The sequence below is a fragment of the Pseudomonas sp. URMO17WK12:I11 genome, assembly GCF_007677725.1.
GTDB lineage: Bacteria > Pseudomonadota > Gammaproteobacteria > Pseudomonadales > Pseudomonadaceae > Aquipseudomonas.
Window position 1 is genome coordinate 252,607 of the sequence record NZ_VEDF01000002.1, and the last position, 23,348, is coordinate 275,954.

Below are 23,348 nucleotides of genomic sequence, written 5' to 3' on the forward strand. Positions count from 1 at the left end.
GTTGAACACCGGCAACGGACCAGCGTTATTTTTAGTTGAACAAGCGTTCAAGTTAAACATGGATTGTCGGACATTGCTAACCGAGGCGCCGACCGGTGCCTGCTGCGACAGTCAGATCCCGGCCACAGCAGTGCTGCACGACGCACACGACGTTGCGCAGAAACTGCTTGAGTAGAGAGGCTGTGCCAGCTGCTTCAGTGTTTGTCCTGACAATCGAGCTGAAGGTTCGCTTGAGTGATGTTGCTGTCGGCCGGCACGCTGCGGGTCAGCCAGACGTTACCGCCGATGGTGGACCCTTTGCCGATGGTGATGCGCCCCAGAATGGTCGCCCCGGCGTAGATCACCACGTCGTCCTCGACGATGGGGTGGCGCGCCAGGCCTTTGTGCAGCGTGCCGGATTCGTCGCTCGGAAAACGCTTGGCGCCCAGGGTGACCGCCTGGTAGATGCGTACCCGTTCGCCAATGATCGCGGTTTCGCCGATCACGACGCCGGTACCATGGTCGATGAAGAAGCTGGGGCCGATCTGCGCGCCAGGGTGGATGTCGATGCCGGTGGCCGAGTGCGCCAGCTCCGAGCTGATCCGTGCCAGCAGCGGCAGGCCGGCGCGGTACAGGTGGTGAGCCAGACGGTGGTGAATGATTGCCAGAATGCCCGGATAGCACAGCAGCACCTCATCGACACTGCGCGCGGCCGGGTCGCCGTGATACGCCGCGAGCACATCGGTGTCGAGCAACACGCGCAGGGCTGGCAAGGCGGCGGCGAAATCCTGGACCAGGCGCAGGGCCTGGGCGTCGATACTGGCGGTCTCTTCCTTGCTCTGGCGCGCGGCATAGCGCAGCTCCAGGCGCGCTTGGGTCAGCAGCGAAGTCAGCGCGGTATCCAGGGTATGGCCGACGTAGAAATCCTCGCTTTCTTCTCGCAGGTCAACCGGGCCCAGGCGCATCGGGAACAACGCCCCGCACAATTGTTCGAGAATCTGCCGCATGGCCTCGCGCGAGGGCAGCTCGCGCCCGCCTTGCTCGCCAATGCTGCGGCCATTGCGGCTACGCCATTGCTCACGGGCACCGCGCAGGCCATTGACGATACTGTGCAACTGCCAATGGGCAGATGTGGGTTGTTCGCTCACGGTCTTCTCCTGGCTCTGTTGGCCAACGTTTTTTTCGACAAACCAATCTACGGCAAATTCGTCCCTTGGAAAAAACAACGCTTTATTCCATTCTTCGCCAACCCCGGCATAAGGCCGCCATGACGACGGCAGCAACCTGGCCTACCCTCATAGCAAGGTGCGTCCGATATACCAATATCGGTAATAACAAAATGCTTTTTTAGTATTTCCTGGCCTAACCGGCCGCCCATATAGTCGCCACCCACTACTTTCACAACAAGCGCGGGGCCTGACATGTCGAAATTCGCCAAACCGCTACTCAACGCCAGCCTGGCCATCCTGCTGGGCACCGGCCTGCTCGGCCAGGCCTTCGCCGGCGAGCAGCTCAAGACCATCCAGGAAAAAGGCGTGATCAACGTCGGCCTCGAGGGCACCTACCCACCGTTCAGCTTCCAGGACGAAAACGGCAAGCTGACAGGCTTCGAGGTTGAGTTGTCGGAATTGCTGGCCAAGGAGCTGGGGGTCAAGGCCAAGGTGCAGCCGACCAAATGGGACGGCATTCTCGCCGCGCTGGAGTCCAAGCGCCTCGACGTGGTCATCAACCAGGTCACTATCTCGGATGAGCGCAAGAAGAAATACGATTTCTCCGAGCCCTACACCATCTCCGGCATCCAGGCCTTGATCCTGAAGAAAAAGGCCGATCAGCTGAACATCAAGACCGCGCAGGACCTGGCTGGCAAGAAGGTCGGCGTAGGCCTGGGCACCAACTACGAGCAGTGGGTCAAGCAGGACGTGCCCAAGGCCGAGGTGCGCACCTATGAAGACGACCCCAGCAAATTCGCCGACCTGCGCAATGGCCGCATCGACGCCATTCTGATCGACCGCCTGGCGGCCTTGGAATACGCGCAGAAAGCCAAGGATACCGAGCTCGCCGGCGAGGCCTTCTCGCGCCTGGAAAGCGGCGTGGCCCTGCGCAAGGGCGAGCCTGAGCTGCTGGCGGCGATCAACACCGCCCTCGACAAGCTCAAGGCCGACGGCACGCTGGCCAAGCTGTCGGAAAAATATTTCGGTGCTGATGTCACCCGATGATCCCTGAGAGCCTGCAACTGGTTGCCGATTCTGCGCCCTTTCTGCTCAAGGGCGCAGGTTACACGGTACTGCTCAGCGTCGGCGGCATGTTCTTCGGCTTGCTGCTGGGCTTTGCCCTGGCGCTGATGCGCCTGTCGAAGATCTTGCCGCTGGACTGGCTGGCACGCCTCTATGTGTCTTTTTTCCGCGGCACGCCGTTGCTGGTGCAGCTGTTCGTGATCTACTTCGGCATGCCGCAGATCGGCATCGAACTCGACCCGATTCCGGCGTCGCTGATCGGCTTGTCACTCAACATGGCGGCGTACGTCTGCGAGATCCTGCGCGCGGCGATCGCTTCGATCGACCGTGGCCAGTGGGAAGCTGCCGCCAGCATCGGCATGACCCGCACCCAGGCCATGCGCCGCGCGATTCTGCCCCAGGCCCTGCGCACCGCACTGCCGCCGCTGGGCAACAGTTTCATTTCGCTGGTCAAGGACACCGCGCTGGCGGCGACCATCCAGGTGCCCGAGCTGTTCCGCCAGGCGCAGCTGATCACGGCGCGCACCTTCGAAGTGTTCACCATGTACCTGGCCGTGGCAGTGATCTACTGGATTCTCTGCAGCATCCTCGCGCACTTTCAGAACCGCATGGAAGCGCGCGTCAACCAGCATGACCGGGAGCAATGAACATGATCGTCGTCAAAGGCCTGACCAAGCAGTTCAAGGGCCAGGTCGTGCTCAACGGTATCGACCTGACCGTGCAACCGGGCGAGGTCGTGGCGATCATCGGCCCCAGCGGCTCGGGCAAGACTACTTTCCTGCGCTGCCTGAACCTGCTGGAAACGCCGGATGCCGGGCAGATCCAGATCGGCGCCATCAGCATCGATGCCGATCGGCCGCTGGGCGCGCAGCAACGCGCCATCCGCCGCTTGCGCCAACAGGCCGGCTTCGTGTTCCAGAGTTTCAATCTGTTCCCGCACCGCACCGCGCTGGAAAACGTCATCGAAGGCCCGGTGATCGTCAAGAAGACGCCCCGCGCGCAAGCGCTGGAGCTGGGTCGCCAGCTGCTGGCCAAAGTGGGCCTGGCGGGCAAGGAAGACGCCTATCCTCGGCGCCTTTCCGGCGGCCAGCAGCAACGGGTGGCGATTGCCCGGGCGCTGGCCATGGAACCTGAGGTGATCCTCTTCGACGAGCCGACCTCGGCGCTCGACCCGGAACTGGTGGGCGAGGTACTGGCGACCATCCGCGGGTTGGCCGAAGAACAGCGCACCATGATCATCGTCACCCACGAGATGAGCTTTGCGCGCGACGTGGCCAATCGGGTGATCTTCTTCGACAAAGGCGTGGTGGTCGAGCAAGGCGAGGCCAAGGCATTGTTCGCAGCGCCCAAGGAAGAGCGCACGCGGCAGTTCTTGCGCAAGTTCCTGAGCACCACGGCGGCGCCGGACTGAACATTGCCTGGGGTCGCTGCACCGACCGCAGATCCCTCTTCTAACCATATTCCAAAGCGTTAGTTCATAAACCTTTAATAAGCCATTAGGGTATATACACCGGACCACCGGACCAGCACATGCCTGTCGCCATCAGCTGAAGCGACGCAACCATTTGTGAGGTTCGGTTCTGATGACCACCCAGCCCAACACCCTGTTCCACAGCGATCTCGACAGCTCGCCCCTGCTGCTCCCGGCCAAGGTGCTGCGCAATGATGCACAAGCCCTGCAAGCCGCTCGAGAGCTCGCTGCCAGTGCTCGCCAGCACGCCGCCCAGCGTGACCGTCAACGCAAACTGCCCTGGGCAGAAATCGAACAGTTCACCCGCAGCGGGCTGGGCAGCATCAGCGTGCCCAAGGCCCATGGCGGCCCCGACGTATCGTTCGAAACGGTTGCCGAGGTGTTTCGCCTGATCAGCGCTGCCGACCCGGCCTTGGGGCAGATTCCGCAGAATCAGTTCGGCATGCTGCAACTGTTGCGCCTGACCGCCACCGAGGCCCAGCAAGCGCGGATCTTTCGCAGCGTGCTGGACGGCTGGCGCATCGGCAACGCCGGCCCCGAACGCGGCACCAAAGACACCCTGACGCTCAAGGCGCGGATCACCCGCAGCGGCGACGGCTATCGCATCAGCGGTGAGAAGTTCTACTCCACCGGCGCCCTGTTCGCCCATTGGGTGGCGGTCAAGGCGCTGGATGACGAAGGCCGCCAGCGCCTGGCCTTCGTCCGCCGTGGCAGCCCTGGGCTGCGCATCGTCGACGACTGGTCGGGCTTCGGCCAGCGCACCACCGCCAGTGGCACCGTGCTGCTCGATGACGTGCCGGTGGAGGCAGAGCTGGTCATCGACAATTGGCGCCAGCGTGAGATTCCCAACATCCAAGGCGCCGCCTCGCAATTGATCCAGGCGGCGATCGATGCCGGCATCGCCGAAGCGGCCATCGCCGACGCCATTGCCTTCGTACGGGAAAAATCTCGCCCGTGGATCGATGCCAATGTCCAGCGCGCCAGCGACGATCCCTATGTGATTGCCGACATCGGCCGACTGCAACTTGAACTGCATGCGGCCCAGGCACTGCTGCGCAGAGCCGCGCGGGTGCTCGATGAGGTCAACGCCGGGCCGATCGACGCCGCCTCGGCAGCGCGGGCCTCCATCGCTGTGGCCGAGGCCAAGGTGTTGACCACCGAGGTGTCGTTGCAGGCCAGCGAAAAGCTTTTCGAGCTGGCCGGCAGCCGCGCAACCCTGGCCGAGTTCAACCTGGACCGGCACTGGCGTAACGCACGGGTGCACACCCTGCACGACCCGGTGCGCTGGAAGTACCACGCGGTCGGCGCTTATTACCTCAACGGCACCCTGCCCGCCCGGCATTCCTGGATCTGAATCGAAGGTCCTGGGGCGGCGGCGGTACAGCTTCTGTGCAAGCAGCCCGGCAGCCCCACGACCGTGGAGAACAGCATGACAATCTCGGTTATCAGCAACGACAGCCAGGCCCTGGCTGCCGCCGAACACATCGCCCAGCAACTCAGACGCGACAGCGCCCTGCGCGACCGCGAGCGGCGCCTGCCGCACGCCGAGCTGGAACTGTTCACCCGCTCAGGCCTGTGGGCCATCAGCGTGCCGAAAGCGTTCGGCGGCGCCGGCGTATCCAGCGTCACCCTGGCTCAGGTCATCGCCCGCATCGCCCAGGCCGACGCCTCCCTCGGCCAGATTCCGCAGAACCACTTCTATGCCCTCGAAGTGCTGCGGGTCAACGGCAGTGCCGAGCAGCAACGGCGCCTGTATGCCGAGGTACTGGCTGGCCGCCGATTCGGCAACGCCCTGGCCGAACTGGGCACCAAGACCGCCCACGATCGCACCACCCGCTTGACCCGCGACGGCAGTGGCTACCGCATCAACGGGCGCAAGTTCTACGCTACCGGTGCCCTGTATGCCCAGCGCATCCCTACCTCGGTAATCGACGAGCAGGGCCGCCAGCAGCTGGCCTTCGTGCCTGCCGACAGTCAGGGCCTGCAAGTGATCGATGACTGGAGCGGGTTTGGCCAGCGCACTACCGGCAGTGGCTCGGTGGTGTTCGACGACGTATGGGTCGAGGCCGACGATGTGGTGCCGTTCGAGAGTGCTTTCGAGCGGCCGACGCCGGTCGGTCCACTGGCGCAGATTCTCCATGCCGCCATCGACACCGGTATCGCCCGCGCCGCGCTGGACGATGCGCTGAACTTCGTGCGCACGCGCAGCCGACCGTGGGTCGACGCGGGCCTGGACAAAGCCAGCGATGACCCGCTGACGTTGAAGAGTTTCGGTCAACTGGTGATTCGTCTGCATGCCACCGAAGCATTGCTCGAACGCGCAGGCGAATACCTTGACCGCGCCCAGGCCCAGAGCGATGCCGACAGCGTCGCCGCAGCGTCGATCGCCGTGGCCGAGGCGCGCGCGATCAGCACCGAGATTTCCCTGGCCGCCAGCACCACGCTATTCGAACTGGCCGGCAGCCAGGCCACCCTGGCCGAGCACAACCTCGATCGCCACTGGCGCAATGCCCGCGTCCATACCCTGCACGACCCTGTGCGCTGGAAGTACCACGCCATCGGCAACTACTACCTCAACGACGAGAAGCCGCCACGCCGAGGGACCCTCTGATGGCCAAGCAGATTTTGCTCAACGCCTTCAACATGAACTGCATCGGCCACATCAATCATGGGCTCTGGACCCACCCGCGCGACACCTCGACCGAGTACAAGACGCTGCGCTACTGGACCGACCTGGCGCGCCTGTTGGAGCGTGGACTGTTCGATGGCCTGTTCATCGCCGACATCGTCGGCACCTACGATGTCTATGGCAAATCCCTGGACGTGCCGCTCAGGGAAGCGATCCAGGTGCCGGTCAACGACCCGTTGCTGCTGGTGTCGGCCATGGCTGGCGCTACCCGTCACCTGGGCTTTGGCCTCACCGCCAACCTGACCTACGAGGCGCCCTACCTGTTCGCCCGGCGCCTTTCGACCCTCGACCACCTGAGCGACGGTCGCATCGGCTGGAACATCGTCACCGGTTACCTCGACAGCGCCGCGCGCGCCATGGGCCTGGCCCAGCAACCGGAACACGACCGGCGCTACGACCAGGCCGATGAATACCTGCAGGTGCTGTACAAACTGCTCGAAGGCAGCTGGGACCAGGACGCCGTGGTCAATGACCGCCAGCGCCGGGTGTATGCCGAGCCAGGCAAAGTGCACAAGGTCCGCCACCAAGGCGAGTTCTACACCGTCGAGGGTTACCACCTGTGCGAGCCCTCGCCGCAGCGCACCCCGGTGCTGTTCCAGGCCGGCAGCTCGGCGCGTGGCCTGGCCTTCGCCGGCAACCACGCCGAGTGCGTGTTCATCAGCGGCCAGGACAAGCCAGCCACGCGCGCCCAGGTCGACAAGGTGCGCGCGGCGGCCAGGGCCGCTGGCCGCGACCCGCATGCGCTGAAGGTGTTCATGGGCATCACCGTGGTGGTTGCGGCCACCGAGCAGCAAGCCCAGGCCAAGCACGCCGAGTACCTGCGCTACGCCAGCGCCGAGGCCGGGGTGGCGCACTTTGCCGCGTCCACCGGCATCGACTTCGCCGCCTATGAACTGGACGAGCCGATCGGGGCCAACCAGGGCAATGCGATCCAGTCGGCGACCCGCCAGCTCCAGGAAAACCCCTGGACCCGCCGGCGCCTGCTCGAGCAGCACGCCCTGGGTGGGCGCTATGTGACCCTGGTCGGCGCGCCCGAGCAGGTAGCCGAGCAGCTGATCGCCTGGATCGATGAAACCGGGCTGGACGGCTTCAACCTGACCCGCACCGTCACGCCGGAAAGCTACGAGGATTTCATCGACCTGGTGATTCCGCAGTTGCAGCAGCGGGGCCGCTACAAGACTGCCTACTGCGAGGGCACCCTGCGCGAGAAGCTGTTCGCCAGCGACCATCCGTACCTGCCGGCCGACCACCCCGGCGCCGGTTATCGCACCACCCACACCCCTGCCCCGACTGGAGCCCTGCACCATGCTTGAACGACTGATTCGGCCCGTCGCGGCCATTGCATTGAGCCTCGGCCTGACAGCCAGCGCCCTGGCTACCGAACCGCTGAAGATCGGCACCACCTCGGCGTTCGCCATTCCCTTGGAAGCGGCAGTCGAAGAAGCGCACAAACAAGGTCTGGAAGTGAAGCTGATCGAGTTCAGCGACTGGATCGCGCCCAATGTCAGCCTCAACAGTGGCGACATCGACGTGAATTATTTCCAGCACATTCCCTTCCTGGAAAACGCCAAGGCCGCTGCCGGCTTCAAGCTGGTGCCCTATGCGCCGGGCATCATCAACAACGTCGGCCTGTATTCGAAGAAGTACCACAGCTTCGACGAGCTGCCGGTCGGTGCCAGCGTGGCCATCGCCAATGACCCGATCAACAGCGGCCGCGGCCTGCAGTTGCTGGCCAAGGCCGGGTTGATCAGCCTCAAGCCAGGCGTCGGCTACAAGGCTAGCGAAGACGACATCGTCGCCAATCCCAAGCAGCTGAAGATCCTTCAGGTCGAGGCGGTGCAATTGGTCCGCGCCTATGACGATGCCGACCTGGTCCAGGGCTACCCGGCCTACATCCGCCTGGCCAACAGCTTCGATGCCACCTCGGCGCTGCTGTTCGACGGCCTGGAGAACAAAGAGTACGTGATCCAGTTCGTCATTCGCCCGCAAAGCCAGGACGATCCACGCCTGGCCAAGTTCGTCGACATCTACCAGCATTCGCCTGCGGTGCGTGCAGCGCTGAACAAGGCCCATGGCAACCTCTACCAGGCCGGCTGGGAAGGTTGACATGAGCCAGGCCAACGCGCTCAGGGCGCCTACCCCGCAACCGACCCGCAGCAGCGCCCGGCAACAGGCGCTGCGCCCAGAGGTCAACGATGCCCATGTGCGCTTCATCGGCCTGGGCAAGACCTATCCCGGCCAGCCGCAGCCCGCGCTGCAGGGCATCGATCTGAACATCCGCCGTGGCGAGATCTTCGGCATCATCGGCCGCAGCGGCGCCGGCAAGTCGTCGCTGCTGCGCACCATCAATCGCCTGGAGCAGCCGAGCCAGGGCCGCGTACTGATCGACCAGGTCGACATCGCGGCATTCGACGAGGCGCGTCTGGTCACCCTGCGCCGACGCATCGGCATGATCTTCCAGCATTTCAACCTGATGTCGGCCAAGACAGTCTGGCAGAACGTCGAGCTGCCCTTGAAAGTGGCCGGCATGGCCAAGCCCGAGCGGCGCCGCAAGGTGCAAGCGCTGCTGGAACTGGTGGGTTTGCAGGACAAACACCAGGTTTATCCGGCGCAGCTGTCAGGCGGCCAGAAACAGCGCGTCGGCATCGCGCGGGCATTGGTGCACGACCCGGACATTCTGCTGTGCGATGAAGCCACCTCGGCGCTGGACCCGGAAACCACCGCCTCAATTCTCGAATTGCTGCGCGACATCAATGCGAGGCTGGGCCTGACCGTGGTGCTGATTACCCATGAAATGGCGGTGATCCGCGATATCTGCCACCGCGTGGTGGTGCTCGAGCGCGGTGCGGTCGTGGAGCAGGGTGATGTCTGGCGCGTGTTCGGCAGCCCACGGCATGAGGTGACGCGCACGCTGCTCGCGCCGTTGCAGGCCAGGTTGCCGGCAGCGTTGCAGGCCAGGCTGCAGGGCAGTCCCTCCGCCCAAGGCAGTGCCGTGGTGCTGAAACTGAGCGTGCTCGGCGAGCCGCCATTGTCCGAGCTGTTCGCTGACCTGGGTGGGCGCGTGCACCTGCTGCAAGGCGGCGTCGAGAGCATCGGTGGGCATGTGCTTGGGCAATTGATCCTGGCGGTAAAGGATTCACCGCACCCGCCTGCGCGGTTGCTCGAACGCGCCCGCAACTGGGCTGAACACGCGGAGGTACTCGGCCATGTGGATTGACCGCTTGCTCGAAGGGCTGCTCGACACTTTGCTGATGGTTGGCGTGTCTTCGCTGGTCGCGTTGCTGGTGGGCGTACCGATGGCTGTGCTGCTGGTGACCAGCGACAAGGGCGGCATTTATCAGGCGCCGCTGCTCAACCGCGTGCTGGGCGCCTTCGTCAACCTGTTCCGCTCGATCCCGTTCCTGATCCTGATGGTCGCGCTGATTCCCTTCACCCGCCTGGTGGTGGGCACCACCTATGGCGTGTGGGCCGCAGTAGTACCCTTGACCATCGCCGCCACGCCGTTTTTCGCGCGCATTGCCGAGGTGAGTCTGCGCGAGGTCGACCACGGCCTGGTGGAAGCCGCCCAGGCCATGGGCTGCCGGCGCTGGCACATCGTCTGGCATGTACTGCTGCCCGAAGCATTGCCGGGCATCGTCGCTGGCTTCACCATCACCTTGGTGACGCTGATCAACTCATCGGCCATGGCCGGGGCGATCGGCGCCGGCGGGCTGGGCGACATCGCCTATCGCTACGGCTATCAGCGCTTCGACAGCCAGATCATGCTCACCGTGATCGCCATGCTGGTGGCGTTGGTAGCGCTGATCCAGCTGGGCGGCGATCGCCTGGCCAAAGGTCTGAACAAGCGTTGAGTCGTGCGCGGCCATCAGCCCCACTGCAGATCCGCAGCGGGCACCGGCCGGCCGAACCAGTAGCCCTGGCCCAGCTGGCATTGCTGCTCGAGCAGAAAACGCGCCTGCTCAGCCTGCTCGATGCCCTCGGCGTGCACCTGCATGCCCATGCTGTGCGCCAGCGCGATGATCACCCGCACGATGGCGACATCGTCCTCGTCCAGCGGTAGCCCGGCGACGAAGCCCTGGTCGATCTTGAGTTTTTGCACCGGCAGGCGCTTGAGCCGCAGCAGCGACGAGTAGCCGGTGCCGAAATCGTCGATGGCCAGGTTCAGACCCAGTTCGCGCAAACGATGCAACTGCTCGAGCGCTGCCTCAGGGTCTTCCATGACTGCGCTTTCGGTCACCTCCAGCTCCAGCAAGGCCGGGTCCAGGCCAGTTTCGTGCAACACATCGGCCACTTGCCGGTACAAGGCATGCTGGCCGAACAGCCGGCTGGAGATGTTCACCGCCACGAAGGTCAACGCCCGCCCATCCAGCTGCCAACGCACCATCTGCCGACAGGCTTCGCGCAGGACCCAGGCATCGATCTCGGCGATCAGCCCGGTTCGTTCGGCAATCGGGATGAATTCGCCCGGCGGCACCAGCCCGCGCTCGGGGTGTTGCCAGCGCACCAATGCCTCGACCCCGACGATCTGTGTGCTGAACAAATCGTGCACCGGCTGATAGAACACCCGCAGTTCGTCGGTGGCCAAGGCGCGGCGCAGCTCGCTGGCGGTTTCTACCCGGTGTTGGGCATGGGCGGTCAACTCCTCGGTGTACAACGCATAGCAGGCGCGGCCGTTGCCCTTGGCCTTGAACAACGCCGAGTCGGCATTGCGCAGCAGCTGCTCGGCGCTCAAGGCGTCGTTGGGGAACAGGCTGATACCGACACTGGCGCTGATGAACAGCCGGTGGCCATCGAATTCGAAGGGCTCGCGCATGCGCTCGATGATGCGCTGCGCCAATTTGCCGGCCTGGCCGACCTGATGACAGTGTTCGGCGAGCACGCCGAATTCATCCCCGCCCAGGCGCGCCAGGGTCACGTGGGTGCCGACGGCATCGAGCAAGCGCTCGCCGACCAGCTTGAGCAATTGATCGCCGACGGTATGGCCGAGGCCATCGTTGATACTCTGGAAGTGGTCCAGATCCAGCAGCAACAAGGCGCAGCCGCGCTTGTTGGCCTGCGCCGCCGCCAATGCCTGCGCGACCCGATCACTGAACAGCAAGCGGTTCGGCAGACCGGTCAGCGGGTCGTGGTGCGCCAGGTAGGCCAGCTCTTTTTCCGAATGCTTGATCGCACTGATGTCGCTGAACACCGCCACGTAGTGGCTGAGCTCACCGTCGTCATCGCGAATGGCGCTGATGGTTTGCCACTGCGGGTAGATCTCGCCACTTTTGCGGCGGTTCCAGATCTCGCCGCTCCATTCGCCCTGTTCCGCCAGGGTCGCGTAGATCGCCTGGTAGAACGGCAGACCATGGCGCCCGGACTTGAACTTGCTCGGGCGCTGGCCGAGGACCTCGTCCTGCTGATACCCGGTGATGCGCATGAACGCGCGATTGACGTGCACGATCAGGCCTTGGCGGTCGGTGACCAGCACCCCTTCGAGGGTGCTGTCGAACACCGCGGCAGCCATGCGCAGGCGCTCGCGGTCCTCGCTGCGCAGGCGCGCGCCGATACCGATGAAGGTGAGCAGACGGACTCGCGAGACGTAGATCAGCAGCGCACTGATCAGCACCCAGACCACCACATTGATCTGCCGTCCCACGGTCAAAGCCAGGGGATCGTCAGACATACTGCGCAGGACCACCTCGGCCAGCGCCAGCCAGAGGAACGAGAGCACCACGTAGAGCGCTGCCATGCGCAAGGCGTCGCGAACGGAAACAGACATGTCGGGGGGAAAAGCCCATAAAAAAGAATGGGGCATTATAAAGGCTGAAACATGCCGTGACTTCCTATCTGAAAGGGTGACTGGTTTTATTTCCCTGCCAAGGGATAATCACCTTTTTCCCCTGCATTCGCCGAGGGCATCTACACCTATGTGGTACAACGGTCTGCTCGACTTGTCGGCCTGGCAACTGGTTGGCGTCACCTTGCTGATGACTCACGTGACCATCGTCAGCGTCACCATCTACCTGCATCGCTATTCCGCCCACCGCGCCCTCGAGCTCAACGGCGCGCTCAAGCACTTCTTCCGTTTCTGGCTGTGGCTGAGCACCGCGCAGAACACCCGCGAATGGACGGCCGTGCACCGCAAGCACCACGCCAAGTGCGAAACCGCGGACGACCCGCACAGTCCGGTATACAAAGGCCTGGGCACGGTACTGCGCAAAGGCGCCGAACTTTACCGGGAAGAGGCAGCCAACCCCGAAACCCTGCGCATCTATGGCAAGAACTGCCCGGACGACTGGATCGAACGCAACCTGTACTCGCGCTTCAAGCTGGGCGGTATCGTGCTGATGGCGGTCATCGACCTGCTGCTGTTCGGCACCATCGGCATCACCATCTGGGCGGTGCAGATGATGTGGATCCCGTTCTGGGCCGCCGGAGTGGTCAACGGCCTGGGTCACGCCGTCGGCTATCGCAATTTCGAGTGCCGCGACGCCGCCACCAACCTGGTGCCTTGGGGCATCATCATCGGCGGCGAAGAGCTGCACAACAACCATCACACCTACCCCAACTCGGCCAAGCTTTCGGTCAAGCGCTGGGAGTTCGACATGGGCTGGGCCTGGATCCGTGTGCTGAGTTTCCTGCGCCTGGCCAAGGTGCAGCGGGTCGCGCCGATCGCCCACCGCGTCGAAGGCAAGGCCAGCCTGGACATGGACACGGCCATGGCGATTCTCAATAACCGCTTCCAGATCATGGCCCAGTACCGCAAACTGGTGATTGGCCCGCTGGTCAAGCAGGAACTGGCCAAGGTCGATGATTCGGTACGCCACCGCTTCCGCCGGGCCAAGCGCCTGCTGTCGCGCGAAACCAGCTTGCTCGAAGACCGTCACCACCTGCGCATCGAAACCATGCTGGCCCACAGCCAGGCCCTGAAGACCATCTACGAGAAGCGCCTGGCGCTGCAGCAGATCTGGGCGCGCACCAGCGCCAACGGCCACGACATGCTCGCCGCGATCAAGGACTGGGTACACGAGGCCGAGGCCAGCGGCATCCAGTCGTTGCGCGACTTCGCCGAGCAACTGAAAACCTATTCCCTGCGCCCCACCGCGGGCTGATCACCGCTGATCGGCACGCCCTGCAATGGGGCGTGTCACTGGGAACTTCCGCTTTGAAAATCCACTCAAAATCGGCATATCGCCCCGCGTGGCGGGCCGGTTAATGGCCGCGCGCCTCATCGTTGAGATCCTGCTCCGTGCACATGGCCAAGACTCCCTCGTTGTCAGGTACCCCGCCGCCTGAAGCTGCGCAAACGTTGCTCGCCCTGCTCCACGCCCAGGGCGAAGTCGCGCGCCTGAGCGAACGTGAACAGCTGTTCAGCGCCTTGCTCGACAGCGTCAATGCCGTGCTGTGGGCCTTCGATTGGGAAACCCGCCAAGTGCTGTATGTCAGCCCGGCCTACGAACGCATCTTCGGCCGCCCGGTGAGCCTGGTGCTGGCCGACTTCAATGAATGGCGCGACAGCATCTACCCCGACGACCTGGAATTCGCCGAAAACACCCTTTCGCAAGTGCTGGTCAAAGGCGCCGTGGAAGACCGCGAGTACCGCATCATCAACGCCAGCGGCCAAGTACGCTGGCTCAGCGACAAGTGCTACATCAACCAGCACCGCACCGGCGAGCGGGTGATCATCGTCGGTATCGCCGAGGACATCACCGAAAAGAAGCAGTTGGAGGGCGAGTTGCATCGCCTGGCGACCACCGACGTACTGACCCAGACCAGCAATCGCCGGCATTTCTTCGAATATGCCCAGCAGGCCTTCGACAGCGCGCGCCAGGACGGCGCGCCGCTGGCTTTCCTGCTGCTGGACATCGATGATTTCAAGCGTATCAACGACACCTACGGCCATCAGCAGGGGGATCAGGTACTGCAGCGCGTGGCTGAAAGTGGCCGGGCGGTGCTGCGCCGTGGCGACATGTTCGGGCGCATTGGCGGTGAGGAGTTCGCTGCCGTGTTTCCGGGGTGCAGCGCGCAGCTGGCCGAGCAGATTGCCGAGCGCTTGCAGCGCGAAATCCAGCGCCAGGTTTTCAACCACGGCGAGCAGACCTACAACGTCACGGTAAGCCAAGGGCTGACCGGCCTCACTGATGCCGACGAGTCGCTCGATACCCTGTTCGCCCGCGCCGATGCGGCGATGTATCAAGCCAAGCGCCAAGGCAAGAACCAGATTGTCCTGGCTTGACCGCCACGCGCCGGCTCAGGCGTCTGGCTCGCTAGCCTCATGCGCGCCATGGGTGTGCTGCGTGTCGACCTTGCGCAGTCGACCCAGCTCGGGCATGCCCATGCGCAGCAAGCGCGCTGTCTTGTTGCTGGCGATCTTCTCCAGCCCCTGATCCGCTGGCAGACGCGCCAGTTGCCCAGCCAGGTTCATGGCCAGGATCTCTCGGGAATACACCCCGCCACCCAGCTGATAGATCGCCGCGATCAACTCGCGCAGGCTCAACGGCAAGCGCCAGCGGGTGCGTAGCGCCGAACCGAACGCTGCGCCGAACTCACTGAGCGCCTGCTGCACATCGCGCGGCCCCAGCTCACCACCGGCCAAGCGCCACTCCTGCAGACAGCGCAGCACCGCCAAGTCACCCAGGCAATGCAGCAGCCCCGCGCAATAGCAGCGCTCCTGATCGACGTCGAGCAGGCGTGCCAGCGAGCGGGCGTATTCGGCAGTGTGCAGCGACAGGTTCCAAAAATGGGTGGCGTGCTCGGTCAGCAGCGGGTCACTCAAGCGCGCGCTGCGCTTGAGGGTCAGGCCCAGGATGAGATTCATGCTCTGGGTACTGCCGAGCTTGTGCAACGCCTGCATCAAGGTTTGCACCGGCGCGTCGCGGTGCAGGGCGGCGCTATTGGCCGCGGCGATGAGCACGGCAGTGATCTGCGGATCGTCGCCGACCTGCTCGGCGAGCACCTTGAGGTCCAGCCCGCCAGGATTGAGTGCACGCTTGATGGCTTGCTGGACATCGGCGAACAACGGCCCGCCATCGGCATTGGCCCGACGCTGCTCCAGGTAGGCCGGCAACTGCGCGCCGGGCTGCAAAGGCGGCACCGGACAGGCGACTTGCTGGCCCACCGCGAGCAGCAGTTGCTCAAGGCTCTTGCGCAGTTTTTCCAGGTTCAACGGCTTGCTCAGGTAGGCCGTCGGGTGCAATGGCAGCGCCTCGCGTACGCTGGCGCTGTCACTGCGACTGCTCATGAGAATGAACGGCAGGCCTGGGCCCTTGGCGCGTACCTTGCGCAACAGGTCCAGGCCATCGAGCCCGGCCAGCTCGCGGGCAGCGATGATCAGGTCGGGCTTGCTCGCCAGTGCGGTGAGTGCCTGCGAGCCGTCGGCGCACACCTGCAGGCGCGCATCGCAGCGCACGCTGAGGAGCATTTCGCTGAGCATCTCGCGCACCCAAGGGTCACCTTCTGCGATCAGCACGCAAGGGGGGGCGATATCTGCAGCGTTCATGGCCAACTCCTGAATGTCCCTGTCCTACCAGGCCCTGTCACCGTGCAAGGCCGATCCCTTGCCAACCATAGCGCCAGCGGCCGGCACTGGGCATAAAAAAAACCCGCCTAGGCGGGTTTTTTTGTGACGCAGATCACATCAGGCGAGTTCAGCGAAGCACTCTTCGATGATGGCCAGGCCTTTCTCCAGCAGCGCGTCTTCAGCGGTCAGCGGGACCAGAATACGCAGGACGTTGCCGTAGGTGCCGCAGGACAGCAGGATCAGACCCTTGTCGCGCGCCTTGGCCACGACTTGGGCAACGGCAGCTGCGTTCGGGGTGTGGGTACCTTTCTCGAAGACTTCGACAGCGATCATGGAGCCCAGGCCACGCACGTCACCGATGATCGGGTGCTTGTCCTGGATCTTGCGCAGGCCCGCGGTCAGCAGCTCACCGACGCCCTTGCTACGGTCCAGCAGCTTCTCTTCTTCGAACACCTGGATAACGGCCAGAGCCGCAGCGCAGGCAATCGGCGAGCCGGCGTAGGTGCCGCCCAGGCCGCCTGGCGCAATGGCGTCCATGTACTCGGCCTTGCCGCACACACCGGCCAGCGGGAAGCCGCCAGCGATGGATTTGGCGAAGGTGGTCAGGTCAGGCGCGACGCCCATCTGCTCCATGGCGAAGAAGGTGCCGGTACGGCCAGCGCCGGTCTGCACTTCGTCGGCGATCAGCAGGATGCCGTGCTTGTCGCACAGCTCGCGCAGGCGCTTCATCAGCTCTTTCGGCGCAGGCAGGAAACCGCCCTCGCCTTGCACCGGCTCCAGAATGATCGCAGCGATGTCACGTGGCTCGGCGTCGTTCTTGAAGATGCGCTCGACCGAAGCAATGGCGTCGTCGACGCTCACGCCGTGCAGCTCGCTCGGGAACAGGGCACGGAACACGCCGCCTGGCATCAGGCCCATGCCAGCGGAGTACGGCACGACCTTGCCGGTCAGGCCCAGGGTCATCATGGTACGGCCGTGGTAGCCGCCGGTGAAGGCGATCACGCCAGCGCGGCCAGTGGCGGCACGGGCGATCTTGACGGCGTTCTCGACGGCTTCGGAGCCGGTGGAAACCAGCAGGGTCTTCTTGTCGAAGTCGCCTGGGACCAGCTCGTTGATTTTTTCGCACAGCTCTACATAGGGTTCGTAGGCCAGCACCTGGAAGCAGGTGTGGCTGACTTTGGTCAGCTGCTCTTGCACCGCTGCTACCACTTTCGGGTGCAGGTGGCCGGTGTTGAGTACGGCGATGCCGCCAGCGAAGTCGATCAGTTCGCGGCCTTCAACGTCGATCACCGTGGAGTTCTTCGCCGACTCGACGAAGATCGGGTGGATCTGGCCTACGCCACGTGGGACGGCGGCTACACGACGTTGCATCAAAGATTCGTTGGTCTTGCTCATAATGCCCTCATTTGCGCCGATCAGCGGCGCTTTTATTCGGGGGTGGCCGGGTGGGCTCGCGGACAGTATTCGTTGATCGACTGCCGTGAACGCCCTGACCACCAGGTGCTGCGATGTCAAAAAAGCCAGCGAGACGTCGCTCTCGCGCCCCGCTGGCGAGGTAAAACGGTCTACCGGGTGATCAGACGCTGATGCACAGGTATTTGATTTCGAGGTAGTCCTCGATACCGTACTTGGAACCTTCGCGGCCCAGGCCGGAGGCCTTGATGCCGCCGAACGGCGCCACTTCGTTGGAGATCAGGCCGGTGTTGATACCCACCATGCCGTATTCCAGCGCCTCGGCGACACGGAACACACGGCTCATGTCACGGGCATAGAAGTACGAGGCCAGGCCGAACTCGGTGTCGTTGGACATGGCGATGACCTCAGCCTCGTCCTTGAAGCGGAACAGCGGCGCCAGTGGGCCGAAGGTCTCTTCCTTGGCCACGGCTGCGGTTTTCGGCACGTCGACCAGAATGGTCGGCTCGAAGAAGTTGCCTTCGATCAGCTTGCCACCGGACAGTACCTTGGCGCCTTTGCCGACGGCGTCTTCGATGTGTTCCTGGACCTTGGCCACGGCCTTGCCATCGATCAGCGGACCGGTGGTGGTGCCTTCTTCCAGACCGTTGCCGATCTTCAGCTTGGCGACGGCTGCCGCCAGCTTCTGGGCGAACGCGTCGTAGACGCCGTCCTGCACGTAGATACGGTTGGCGCAGACGCAGGTCTGGCCGTTGTTACGGTACTTGGAGATGATCGCGCCCTCGACCGCCTTGTCCAGGTCGGCGTCGTCGAACACGATGAACGGGGCGTTGCCACCGAGCTCCAGGGAAACTTTCTTGATGTCCTTGGCGCATTCTTGCATCAGCTGACGGCCGATCTCGGTCGAGCCAGTGAAGGACAGCTTGCGCACCAGGGCGTTACCGGTCAGCTCGCCGCCGACTTCGCCAGCGCTGCCGGTCACCACGCTCAGCACACCCGCCGGGATACCGGCACGGTTGGCCAGCTCGACCAGGGCCAGGGCGGAGTACGGGGTTTGCGAGGCAGGCTTGAGCACCATGGTGCAGCCAGCGGCCAGGGCCGGGCCGGCTTTACGGGTGATCATCGCGGCCGGGAAGTTCCACGGGGTGATGGCCGCGGTAACACCGATCGGCTGCTTGATGACGATCAGGCGCTTGTCTGGCTGGTGGCCAGGGATGGTGTCGCCGTAGACACGCTTGGCTTCTTCGGCGAACCACTCGATGAACGAGGCGGCATAGGCGATTTCGCCCTTGGCTTCGGCCAGTGGCTTGCCCTGCTCGGTGGTCATCAGGCGGGCCAGGTCGTCCTGGTTTTCGATCATCAGTTCGAACCAGCGACGCAGCTTGGTCGAACGCTCCTTGGCGGTCAGTGCACGCCAGGCCGGCAGGGCCTTGTCGGCGGCTTCAATGGCGCGGCGGGTTTCCGCAGTGCCCATCTTCGGTACGGTACCGATGACTTCACCGGTGGCCGGGTTGGTCACATTGATGGTCTGGCCGCTGTCCGCATCCAGCCACTCACCGTTGATGAAGGCTTGCTGGCGGAACAACTGAGCGTCTTTGAGCTGCATGTCGGCTTCCCGAATTGTTGATTGTATGAAAAGCGCCCAACGCAGGGCATCGAGCGTTTGAAATCTCAAACGAATGCTAAGCGTGTGCTGGGGGGTTGGACAATAGCCTGTTCGAAAAAAAGAACGAACGGTTGAACACCCCGGCGCAGTTTCAGGATGCGCGCCGGCACCGGGAGAGGTTAGACGGGAGGCTTGAAACGTAGACAGGGAGGACCGAAGGCCCTCCCAAGCAATCCATCAGAACGCGCGCGCCACATCGATCACCAAGGCCCGGTAACCCACCGAGCCAGGTTGGCGACTGTGCACCTTCAGCTCCACCAGCACGTCCTGGGTGCCGCGACGCACCTCGTTGAGTACGGTCGTGGTGAGCTTCTCAGGGGTCAGGAAATCCACCGAGGCCGAATAGATGAACTGGGTATCGGTTTCAGGCCGGTACGCCAACACTGACGTGACCGGGCTGTACCACTGCTCGCCACGCTCCTTGCCGTACTCCCATACCTGCTCGACGGTGCCTTGGCCTTCGTCGATGCGGTACTCCACCGCGCGGCTGTAGTTGCCGCTAAGCTTGGTCGGAGCGAAGTCACGGCCCCAGCCATTGTCGAACACGGTCAACGTGCCTTTGCCGGTCAGCCAGGCGGTATGCTGCGTCCATGCCCAGTCGAAATCCGGCCCTCCCAGCGGGGTCAGTACCTTGTCGCGCAGCCGCTCGGGCCAGCCCTGAGGCGAGGCGAGAATCCACTTCACCTGTTTGTCGCGGCCAATCTTGACCACGCCTTGATGCCTGGCTGAAACGATGATGCTGTCGTCATCGGCGTCGTAGTCGATGGCGTTGACGTGCGCCCAGTTGCGCCCGGTGCCGACGCCCGGGGTGTCACCGAACGGCAGGTCACCCTCGGCCAGTTCGTTGGCCAGCCGGTCATCTTGCTTGGCCACCCCTGGCGGCAGCTGGATCGCAGCCTTGCCCAAGGTTTCCAGCAGGTCGCCGCGATAGGGGTCGAGGATCTGGTTCAGGTCCCAGAAATCGAGCACGTCACCGGTTTCATCGACTTCGATGATATGGTCGCGGATCGAGCGCACACGCTTGCCATCCGGGCGTCGATAGTCGCTGGTGCCGACCCGCAGCAAGTAGGTGCCGTTGGCGGTTTCGCGGATCTCGTGGGAGAAGTCGGCGAATTTGTCCGGCAGGTTGCGTTGCCAGATGCGCCGCCCCAGCAAGTCGTATTTCGAATAGGTCTGGCCCTGCCCCCAGATCAGCTTGCCGTCGCGGGTCTGCTGGAAGCCCATGGTTCCGCCGAGGCCATCGCGGCGATTGGAGTCGTGAACCTGCTCGATATCCAGGTACCAGCGCACATCGCCATTGCTGTCGCTGATCCAGTTGCTGCCAACCTGGTCCCATTCGGCAGCGCCGCCCAGGCCGTTCCACTTGAAGGCGCGACCACCGGGGATGTCGCCTTGCAGATGGTTGAACAGATACAGCCGTTGCTCGAAACCTGGCGCTACTGTCACCGGCTCCACTTCAGGCAGCGCGGCGGTCTGCCTGGCCACCACCGGCAGGCGCACGGCCGGGGCATAGATCTGGTACTGCTCGCGGATGCGCTCGTCGTCGAGCTTGTAGGTCACTTCGACCTGGTTGACGTAATCCGGGTACAGGCCGAATACCGGGATGCCGCCATAAGTCCATAGCGAGCGGTCCGACACGTCATAGGCAATGTCGACACCGCGCTCGCCTTTGCCGCGCACCCGCACATGGGCAGCGCTCAGCCGGCGCCCACCGTCGCGGATGACCGCCGTCAGCGGCGCCAGGCGGTACGGGTTGACCACGACATCGCCGAGCAGCGCCTGGTCACGCGCGGGGACCTTGGCCGTCAGGCAGGCGCCTTCGGGGAGTACGGGATGTTCAGTCTTGGCATTCATGGCAACGCTCCTTTTTTACTCAAAAGTCGTAACGCGCGGTGGCGCCGAAGGTCCGTGGGGTGCCGAGCACGCCGGCGTAACCGCCGTTGGCGGAGTTCCACAGGCTGGTGAAGTAGGTTTTGTCGCCAGCGTTCTTCACCCACAACGACAGGTCGACCACGCCGTCGCCCTGGTCCAGACGCACACCGGCGGAAAGGTTGATCAGCGCATAGCTGGGAATCTGGCCGTAATCGGAATCGTCGATGGTGCCCACCGCCTTCGAGCGAAACGCATAGCTGGCAGTGACGTATGGCTCGACATGCTGGCTGGCCTGCCATTTGTATTCGCCATTGAGATTGGCGATGTACTTGGAAGCGCCGACCACCTGGTGGCCGGACAGGTCGCAGGTGGCAGCGGCGTTGGCCAGGCTCACCTCGGGCGGGCACGGCGCATCGTCGTACTTCAGGTAGCGAACGTCGTTCCACGAACCGTTGAAATTGAGCGTCAGGCCACGCACCGGCAACGCCGTGGCCTCGAACTCCAGCCCGCGTGAGCGCACGCTGCCGGCGTTGGCCAGGTACTGCACGCGGTTGATCTGGTCGTAGACATTGGCCTGGTAGCCATGCACCTCGGTCCAGAACAGGTTGGTGTTGAGTTGCAGGCGGTTGTCCAGCAGCGTGCTCTTGAGGCCCAACTCGGCGTTGTTGGCGCGCTCGGTGCCGACCAGCAGAGAATCGGTGCCCAGGCGCGGCGCGGCGCCGACGGTGAGGTTCACGCCCCCGGACTTCTCGCCGTGGGTCAGGGTCGCGTAACCGAGCAATTGCTCATTGAAGCGGTAGCTCACGCCGAGCAACCCGGATGGGCTGAAGCCATATTGGTTGAGGTCACCTGAATCATAGGCGCCGACCCGGGCCTGGCGCGCAGCAGCGGCGCCAGCGCTTAAACCAGCGCCGCCGGTTGGCGCGTCGCGGGTCACCCAGGCGCTCTTTTCTTCGTAGGTGCCGCGCACGCCTGCGGTGAGGTCCAGGCGGTCGGTGACGTGCCAGGTACCCTGAGCAAACAGTGCATAGCTATCGGTATCGATATGACCGTTGCCGACGGTATCGACGTTGGCCAGCGCACCGGCCGGGGTGAGGTTCCAGATGTCCGCCTGCGGGCCGTAGTAGGTGAAGGACTTGTTGTCCAGGTCTTGCTTGAAGTAATAGGCGCCAAGCACGTAGTCGAACGCGCCACCGGTGGGCGAGGCCAGGCGGATTTCCTGCGAGTACTGCTTGTCGCGCACCGAGACCCCAGCGCTGTAGAACACCGGCACATTGAGGCCGTCATCGTTGCGCGGGGTGAAGTCCCACCAGCGGTAGGCGCTGATCGAGGTCAGGGTGAAATCATTGGCCAAGGTCCAATTGGCCTCCACCGAGGTGCCGCCTTGAAACACCGTCACCTGTTGATCGGCATCGAAGTTGACCTTGCGGTCTTTGCCCGACACCAGCGTCGCGCCAGCCTGGGCCGCCAGGCTTTCGTAACGGTTCACACCGTTGAGCGTCGGGCCGGTGCTGTACAGGCTGAGGATGCCGTTGTTGGAATCCTCCTCGTTGTACTCGCCGATCCAACGCAGGTTGAAGGTTTCGCTGGGTTCGAACAGCAACTGGGCCCGAAAGCCCTGGCGCTTGCCGCCGTTGAGCTCATCGCCGTTGTGGACGTTCTTCACATAGCCATCGTCCTCGCTGCGGTAGGCGCTCAGACGCCCCGCCAGGGTCTCGCTGATGGGGCCGGAGAAACTGCCCTGGGTCTGGCGATAACCGTCTTCGCCAATCGACTGCTGCACGCTGCCTTCGGGATGAAACGTGGGCTTGCGCGTGGTGATGTTCAGCACCCCGGCCGTGGTGTTCTTGCCGAACAGCGTGCCTTGCGGGCCGCGCAGCACTTCCAGTTGCTCGACATCGAGCAGGTCGAAGACCGCCATCCCTGGGCGACCGAGGTAGACGTTGTCCAGGTAGATGCCGACGCTGCCTTCCAGGCCATCGCTGGCCGGGTTGTTGCCCAGGCCGCGGATCGAAATGCTCGATTGGCGGGCGTGGACATAGGCGACATTGGTGCTGGGCACCAGTTGCTGCAGGTCCTGCACGCGATAGATGCGCTGGCTTTCCAAGGTCTGGCTGCTGAGCACACTGATCGGCATGGGCACATCTTGAGCGGTTTCTTCACGGCGGCGGGCATTGACCGTGACGGTGCCGAGGGTGGCATCCTGCTCCAGCGCCGGGGTGGGGGTGAGCGGCTGATCGGCGTAACTGCCGTTGGCAATCGCGAGCAAGACACCTGCGGCCAGGGGCTGCAGGGTGCAACGCGAGCCGCGCACTGGCCTGCGGAAAAAGTCGTACATGCAAATGCTCCTTGAGGCACTGGCCCTGTGCGAGCATTTCCGTTGGCGGAATCGAATCGCGGTGTGTTGGGCTTATATTCTTTTAAGAGATATAAATAGTTTTAAATCATATTTTGTGGAATAAGTAACAGCCTTTATAAGGGTGGCTAACCCTTGTCAGCAATTGCATTTCACCGAAAGTTTT

At 63.6% G+C, this 23,348-nt stretch carries 19 protein-coding genes; 12 read left to right on the forward strand and 7 right to left on the reverse strand.

From position 1 onward, the window contains the following. Window position 1: 1 nt before the first annotated feature. Entirely contained in the window at window positions 2–175 is a 174-nt protein-coding gene (locus FS665_RS04430) for a hypothetical protein (RefSeq protein ID WP_178108288.1), read from the forward strand. Window positions 176–194: 19 nt separating this feature from the next. Here the strand turns inward: FS665_RS04430 and epsC are convergent, their stop codons facing one another. Beyond that, complete coding sequence (gene epsC, locus FS665_RS04435) at window positions 195–1,127, reverse strand: serine O-acetyltransferase EpsC (protein ID WP_145184018.1); 933 nt, start codon at window positions 1,125–1,127, stop codon at window positions 195–197. 273 nt (window positions 1,128–1,400) lie between these two features. On the opposite strand from epsC, the gene tcyJ reads away from it, so the two are divergent. From tcyJ to FS665_RS04480, 9 genes are all read left to right on the forward strand, one after another. Next, window positions 1,401–2,195 carry a cystine ABC transporter substrate-binding protein gene (gene tcyJ / locus FS665_RS04440; RefSeq protein WP_145184021.1) on the forward strand — a complete coding sequence of 265 codons (795 nt, stop codon included), beginning with the start codon at window positions 1,401–1,403 and terminating at the stop codon, window positions 2,193–2,195. Continuing rightward, complete coding sequence (tcyL, locus tag FS665_RS04445; protein ID WP_145184023.1) at window positions 2,192–2,860, forward strand: cystine ABC transporter permease; 669 nt, start codon at window positions 2,192–2,194, stop codon at window positions 2,858–2,860. The genes tcyJ and tcyL overlap by 4 nt, the downstream gene beginning before the upstream one ends. Window positions 2,861–2,862: 2 nt before the next feature. Beyond that, window positions 2,863–3,624: an L-cystine ABC transporter ATP-binding protein TcyN gene (tcyN, locus tag FS665_RS04450; RefSeq protein WP_145184026.1), complete on the forward strand. Its 762-nt coding sequence runs from the start codon at window positions 2,863–2,865 to the stop codon at window positions 3,622–3,624. Between the two features lie 172 nt (window positions 3,625–3,796). Beyond that, window positions 3,797–5,038 (forward strand): SfnB family sulfur acquisition oxidoreductase, encoded by a 1,242-nt coding sequence (locus FS665_RS04455; protein ID WP_145184029.1) that lies wholly within the window; start codon window positions 3,797–3,799, stop codon window positions 5,036–5,038. Window positions 5,039–5,113: 75 nt separating this feature from the next. After that, on the forward strand, window positions 5,114–6,295 hold the full coding sequence (locus FS665_RS04460; protein WP_145184032.1) for an SfnB family sulfur acquisition oxidoreductase: 1,182 nt from the start codon (window positions 5,114–5,116) through the stop codon (window positions 6,293–6,295). Beyond that, window positions 6,295–7,686, forward strand: a complete 1,392-nt coding sequence (locus FS665_RS04465; protein WP_145184034.1) for an LLM class flavin-dependent oxidoreductase — start codon at window positions 6,295–6,297, stop codon at window positions 7,684–7,686. Before FS665_RS04460 ends, FS665_RS04465 begins: the two co-directional genes overlap by 1 nt. Then, on the forward strand, window positions 7,679–8,479 hold the full coding sequence (locus tag FS665_RS04470; RefSeq protein WP_145184037.1) for a MetQ/NlpA family ABC transporter substrate-binding protein: 801 nt from the start codon (window positions 7,679–7,681) through the stop codon (window positions 8,477–8,479). Before FS665_RS04465 ends, FS665_RS04470 begins: the two co-directional genes overlap by 8 nt. A 1-nt stretch (window position 8,480) precedes the next feature. Next, window positions 8,481–9,590 carry a methionine ABC transporter ATP-binding protein gene (locus FS665_RS04475; protein WP_145184040.1) on the forward strand — a complete coding sequence of 370 codons (1,110 nt, stop codon included), beginning with the start codon at window positions 8,481–8,483 and terminating at the stop codon, window positions 9,588–9,590. Then, on the forward strand, window positions 9,580–10,224 hold the full coding sequence (locus tag FS665_RS04480) for a methionine ABC transporter permease (protein WP_145184043.1): 645 nt from the start codon (window positions 9,580–9,582) through the stop codon (window positions 10,222–10,224). The genes FS665_RS04475 and FS665_RS04480 overlap by 11 nt, the downstream gene beginning before the upstream one ends. Before the next feature lie 14 nt (window positions 10,225–10,238). Here FS665_RS04480 and dibA read toward each other — a convergent pair whose 3' ends face one another. Then, the gene (gene dibA, locus FS665_RS04485) at window positions 10,239–12,134 is read right to left on the reverse strand and encodes a phosphodiesterase DibA (protein ID WP_145184045.1); all 1,896 of its coding nucleotides are present in this window, start codon (window positions 12,132–12,134) and stop codon (window positions 10,239–10,241) included. 148 nt (window positions 12,135–12,282) lie between these two features. Here dibA and desA point away from each other — a divergent pair, with 148 nt between their 5' ends. Both desA and FS665_RS04495 read left to right on the forward strand, forming a co-directional pair. Beyond that, on the forward strand, window positions 12,283–13,467 hold the full coding sequence (desA, locus tag FS665_RS04490) for a delta-9 fatty acid desaturase DesA (protein ID WP_145184048.1): 1,185 nt from the start codon (window positions 12,283–12,285) through the stop codon (window positions 13,465–13,467). 143 nt (window positions 13,468–13,610) lie between these two features. Next, window positions 13,611–14,591: a sensor domain-containing diguanylate cyclase gene (locus FS665_RS04495; RefSeq protein WP_145184051.1), complete on the forward strand. Its 981-nt coding sequence runs from the start codon at window positions 13,611–13,613 to the stop codon at window positions 14,589–14,591. Window positions 14,592–14,606: 15 nt separating this feature from the next. Here FS665_RS04495 and FS665_RS04500 read toward each other — a convergent pair whose 3' ends face one another. The 5 genes from FS665_RS04500 to FS665_RS04520 all read right to left on the reverse strand — a co-directional run bounded on the left by FS665_RS04500 (window position 14,607) and on the right by FS665_RS04520 (window position 23,164). Then, window positions 14,607–15,854, reverse strand: a complete 1,248-nt coding sequence (locus tag FS665_RS04500; RefSeq protein WP_145184054.1) for a response regulator — start codon at window positions 15,852–15,854, stop codon at window positions 14,607–14,609. Window positions 15,855–15,992: 138 nt separating this feature from the next. Further along, on the reverse strand, window positions 15,993–17,270 hold the full coding sequence (gabT, locus tag FS665_RS04505) for a 4-aminobutyrate--2-oxoglutarate transaminase (RefSeq protein ID WP_145184058.1): 1,278 nt from the start codon (window positions 17,268–17,270) through the stop codon (window positions 15,993–15,995). Window positions 17,271–17,451: 181 nt separating this feature from the next. Next, the gene (gabD, locus tag FS665_RS04510) at window positions 17,452–18,894 is read right to left on the reverse strand and encodes an NADP-dependent succinate-semialdehyde dehydrogenase (RefSeq protein ID WP_145184060.1); all 1,443 of its coding nucleotides are present in this window, start codon (window positions 18,892–18,894) and stop codon (window positions 17,452–17,454) included. Between the two features lie 237 nt (window positions 18,895–19,131). Next, complete coding sequence (locus FS665_RS04515) at window positions 19,132–20,808, reverse strand: aryl-sulfate sulfotransferase (protein WP_145184063.1); 1,677 nt, start codon at window positions 20,806–20,808, stop codon at window positions 19,132–19,134. Window positions 20,809–20,827: 19 nt separating this feature from the next. Beyond that, the gene (locus FS665_RS04520; protein ID WP_145184067.1) at window positions 20,828–23,164 is read right to left on the reverse strand and encodes a TonB-dependent receptor; all 2,337 of its coding nucleotides are present in this window, start codon (window positions 23,162–23,164) and stop codon (window positions 20,828–20,830) included. Window positions 23,165–23,348: the final 184 nt, after the last annotated feature.

Bases quoted from the DNA above. Each gene is read 5' to 3' on its own strand.
- tcyJ (WP_145184021.1), top strand. From the start codon at position 1,401: ATGTCGAAATTCGCCAAACCGCTACTCAACGCCAGCCTGGCCATCCTG.
- tcyL (WP_145184023.1), top strand. From the start codon at position 2,192: ATGATCCCTGAGAGCCTGCAACTGGTTGCCGATTCTGCGCCCTTTCTG.
- tcyN (WP_145184026.1), top strand. From the start codon at position 2,863: ATGATCGTCGTCAAAGGCCTGACCAAGCAGTTCAAGGGCCAGGTCGTG.
- FS665_RS04455 (WP_145184029.1), top strand. From the start codon at position 3,797: ATGACCACCCAGCCCAACACCCTGTTCCACAGCGATCTCGACAGCTCG.
- FS665_RS04460 (WP_145184032.1), top strand. From the start codon at position 5,114: ATGACAATCTCGGTTATCAGCAACGACAGCCAGGCCCTGGCTGCCGCC.
- FS665_RS04465 (WP_145184034.1), top strand. From the start codon at position 6,295: ATGGCCAAGCAGATTTTGCTCAACGCCTTCAACATGAACTGCATCGGC.
- FS665_RS04470 (WP_145184037.1), top strand. From the start codon at position 7,679: ATGCTTGAACGACTGATTCGGCCCGTCGCGGCCATTGCATTGAGCCTC.
- FS665_RS04475 (WP_145184040.1), top strand. From the start codon at position 8,481: ATGAGCCAGGCCAACGCGCTCAGGGCGCCTACCCCGCAACCGACCCGC.
- FS665_RS04480 (WP_145184043.1), top strand. From the start codon at position 9,580: ATGTGGATTGACCGCTTGCTCGAAGGGCTGCTCGACACTTTGCTGATG.
- dibA (WP_145184045.1), bottom strand. From the start codon at position 12,134: ATGTCTGTTTCCGTTCGCGACGCCTTGCGCATGGCAGCGCTCTACGTG.
- desA (WP_145184048.1), top strand. From the start codon at position 12,283: ATGTGGTACAACGGTCTGCTCGACTTGTCGGCCTGGCAACTGGTTGGC.
- FS665_RS04495 (WP_145184051.1), top strand. From the start codon at position 13,611: ATGGCCAAGACTCCCTCGTTGTCAGGTACCCCGCCGCCTGAAGCTGCG.
- FS665_RS04500 (WP_145184054.1), bottom strand. From the start codon at position 15,854: ATGAACGCTGCAGATATCGCCCCCCCTTGCGTGCTGATCGCAGAAGGT.
- gabT (WP_145184058.1), bottom strand. From the start codon at position 17,270: ATGAGCAAGACCAACGAATCTTTGATGCAACGTCGTGTAGCCGCCGTC.
- gabD (WP_145184060.1), bottom strand. From the start codon at position 18,894: ATGCAGCTCAAAGACGCTCAGTTGTTCCGCCAGCAAGCCTTCATCAAC.
- FS665_RS04515 (WP_145184063.1), bottom strand. From the start codon at position 20,808: ATGAATGCCAAGACTGAACATCCCGTACTCCCCGAAGGCGCCTGCCTG.
- FS665_RS04520 (WP_145184067.1), bottom strand. From the start codon at position 23,164: ATGTACGACTTTTTCCGCAGGCCAGTGCGCGGCTCGCGTTGCACCCTG.